This window comes from Dickeya sp. CFBP 2040 (assembly GCF_012273755.1).
In the GTDB taxonomy this organism is placed as follows: Bacteria; Pseudomonadota; Gammaproteobacteria; order Enterobacterales; family Enterobacteriaceae; genus Dickeya; species Dickeya poaceiphila.
Genome location: NZ_JAAVXH010000004.1, coordinates 1 through 1,438 on the forward strand (window position 1 = coordinate 1; position 1,438 = coordinate 1,438).

General features: G+C 61.3%; 2 protein-coding genes. Both read left to right on the forward strand.

Translation table 11 applies throughout. From position 1 onward, the window contains the following. Positions 1-595 (forward strand): hypothetical protein (locus tag Dpoa2040_RS00185; RefSeq protein ID WP_168639897.1); only part of this gene is annotated, 595 nt, incomplete at its 5' end. Between the two features lie 26 nt (positions 596-621). After that, on the forward strand, positions 622-1,380 hold the full coding sequence (locus tag Dpoa2040_RS00190) for a hypothetical protein (protein ID WP_168639898.1): 759 nt from the start codon (positions 622-624) through the stop codon (positions 1,378-1,380). The last annotated feature ends 58 nt before the right edge of the window (positions 1,381-1,438 follow it).

The following is a 1,438-nucleotide window of genomic DNA, read 5'->3' on the forward strand; positions in this document are numbered from 1 at the left end:
TGAGGCGGCGATACGCGCCGCGGCCCGCGATGCCGGCACCGACCGGCGTGGGCTGGCGGCGATAGCCGATGCGACCCTCGATAAACTGCTGGGACCCGGTTACAACCAGAATAAAGACGCCTATGACGCCGAGGTGCCGGATTCAGCGGACCCGCAGCGGCTGGCGCAGGCAAAGCAGGCTACTGATCTGCTTAATGGTAAAGGACCCAATCCGTTTAAAGGTCTGTCCCGCGAGCAACTGGCGCTGATCACCTATGACGACAGCGGGGCGTTTACCGTTAATGAGCGCCGGGCCGCCTGGGAAGAAACATATTACCGGGAAAAAGCTTGGAGCGAAGCAATGTTTGCCAAAATGAAAGCGGAAGATGAGCGCGAAGGGCGGGTATCGGCCAGTACCTATAAATTGATGCTTGATCACTACCAGTCGCTGCCAGCGATAGAAGAAGCTCGGTTGCCGAGTGGCTATGCCTCGCAGCTGATGACGCTAATTCAGCAGGGCGGCAGTGATGATGATATCACCCGGCAGCAGGAGGCGCTGCGTCCGTTACTGAACGCGCTGGCGCTGCGGGCGGAGCAGGCGAAAGCGACCACGTGACAGCGGACGGACAGGAGCGACGTCTTATGACCACCATTAACACCCTGAATTCCAGCGTGGCGGCGTATGGTCAGGCTACCGCGCCGGCCCGCCCGTCAGCGGCGGCACCCGTTGCCGCTGAACCGGCGAGCGCCGCGCAGGCACCCGGCAATGGCGGGGCGCAGCTCTCCGGTATGGCGCGGCTGCTCAGTGAGGCGGCGATACGTGCCGCCGCCCGCGACGCCGGCACTGACCGGCGTGGTCTGGCGGCGATAGCCGATGCGACCCTCGATAAACTGCTGGGACCCGGTTACAACCAGAACAAGGCCGCCTATGACGCCGAAGTGCCGGATTCAGTGGACCCGCAGCGGCTGGCGCAGGCAAAGCAGGCTACTGATCTGCTTAATGGTAAAGGACCCAATCCGTTTAAAGGTCTGTCCCGCGAGCAACTGGCGCTGATCACCTATGACGACAGCGGGGCGTTTACCGTTAATGAGCGCCGTGCTGCCTGGCATGAGTCGTATGAGCAGTACGCAGCCTGGGCCAGAGGGGTGGTTGCCAGGATCATGGAAGAATACAACAGTAAAGGACGGGTATCGGCCAGTACCTATAAATCGATACTGGATTACTACCAGTCGCTGCCGGCGATAGAAGAAGCGCAACTGCCGGATGGCTATGCCTCGCAACTGATGACGCTGATCCAGCAGGGCGGCAGTGATGATGATATCACCCGGCAGCAGGAGGCGCTGCGCCCGTTACTGAACGCGCTGGCGCTGCGGGCGGAGCAGGCGAAAGCGACCACGTGACAGCGGACGGACAGGAGCGACGTCTTATGACCACCATTAATACCCTGAATTCCACCGC